8 tRNA genes and 1 rRNA gene are annotated in these 899 nt (G+C 49.2%); all 9 read right to left on the reverse strand.

Annotated features, from left to right (window positions below):
* Position 1: 1 nt before the first annotated feature.
* Positions 2 to 89, reverse strand: a tRNA-Leu gene (locus KOG47_RS14590).
* A gap of 9 nt (positions 90 to 98) precedes the next feature.
* Positions 99 to 173: transfer RNA gene (locus tag KOG47_RS14595), tRNA-Gly, on the reverse strand.
* Between the two features lie 15 nt (positions 174 to 188).
* Positions 189 to 269, reverse strand: a tRNA-Leu gene (locus KOG47_RS14600).
* A 37-nt stretch (positions 270 to 306) separates the two neighbouring features.
* Positions 307 to 382, reverse strand: a tRNA-Lys gene (locus KOG47_RS14605).
* 12 nt (positions 383 to 394) lie between these two features.
* Positions 395 to 470, reverse strand: a tRNA-His gene (locus tag KOG47_RS14610).
* A 10-nt stretch (positions 471 to 480) separates the two neighbouring features.
* A tRNA-Thr gene (locus tag KOG47_RS14615) sits at positions 481 to 556 on the reverse strand.
* Between the two features lie 8 nt (positions 557 to 564).
* Positions 565 to 640 (reverse strand) — tRNA-Phe (locus KOG47_RS14620).
* Between the two features lie 19 nt (positions 641 to 659).
* Positions 660 to 735: transfer RNA gene (locus KOG47_RS14625), tRNA-Asp, on the reverse strand.
* A 75-nt stretch (positions 736 to 810) separates the two neighbouring features.
* A 5S ribosomal RNA gene (gene rrf / locus KOG47_RS14630) occupies positions 811 to 899 on the reverse strand; the annotation flags it as partial.

The raw sequence follows: 899 nt of genomic DNA on the forward strand, positions 1-899 counted from the left end.
ATGGTGCGGTCGAGAGGACTTGAACCTCCACGGTGTTAACCACCACTAGGCCCTCAACCTAGCGCGTCTACCGATTCCGCCACGACCGCGTATTAAGATGGAGCGGAAGACGGGATTCGAACCCGCGACCCCGACCTTGGCAAGGTCGTATTCTACCACTGAACTACTTCCGCATAAGTATTTAGAGATGCGGGTGAAGGGACTCGAACCCCCACGTCAAAGACACTAGATCCTAAGTCTAGCGCGTCTACCAATTCCGCCACACCCGCATGTGAAATTACGTATTGAATAAAAAATAATGAGAAATGGTGAGCCATGCAGGGCTCGAACCTGCGACCCTCTGATTAAAAGTCAGATGCTCTACCAACTGAGCTAATGGCTCATTAAATTTTAATGGGGCGGCTGAAGGGAATTGAACCCTCGAATGCCGGAATCACAATCCGGTGCGTTAACCACTTCGCCACAACCGCCATGAAAAAATGGTGCCGGCGAAAGGATTCGAACCCTCGACCCTCTGATTACAAGTCAGATGCTCTACCAACTGAGCTACACCGGCGTGTTATATGGTGGCTTTGGACGGAATCGAACCGCCGACACAAGGATTTTCAGTCCTTTGCTCTACCAACTGAGCTACAAAGCCATACGTATTAAATTAAAAATGGCGGTCTCGACGGGATTCGAACCCGCGATCTTCTGCGTGACAGGCAGACATGTTAACCCCTACACCACGAGACCGTTTTAAGTCATATCGACTTTACCTATTTTAAAGGTCATTCTATGTAAAGTCAATAACTTTTTTAAAAAAATAAAGCCTGGCAACGTCCTATCCTCACAGGGGGAGATCCCCCAACTACTTTCGGCGCTGAGACGCTTAACTTCCGTGTTCGGCATGGGAACGG

Origin of the sequence: Exiguobacterium sp. s121 (genome assembly GCF_018617245.1) — a bacterium.
In the GTDB taxonomy this organism is placed as follows: Bacteria; Bacillota; Bacilli; order Exiguobacteriales; family Exiguobacteriaceae; genus Exiguobacterium; species Exiguobacterium profundum.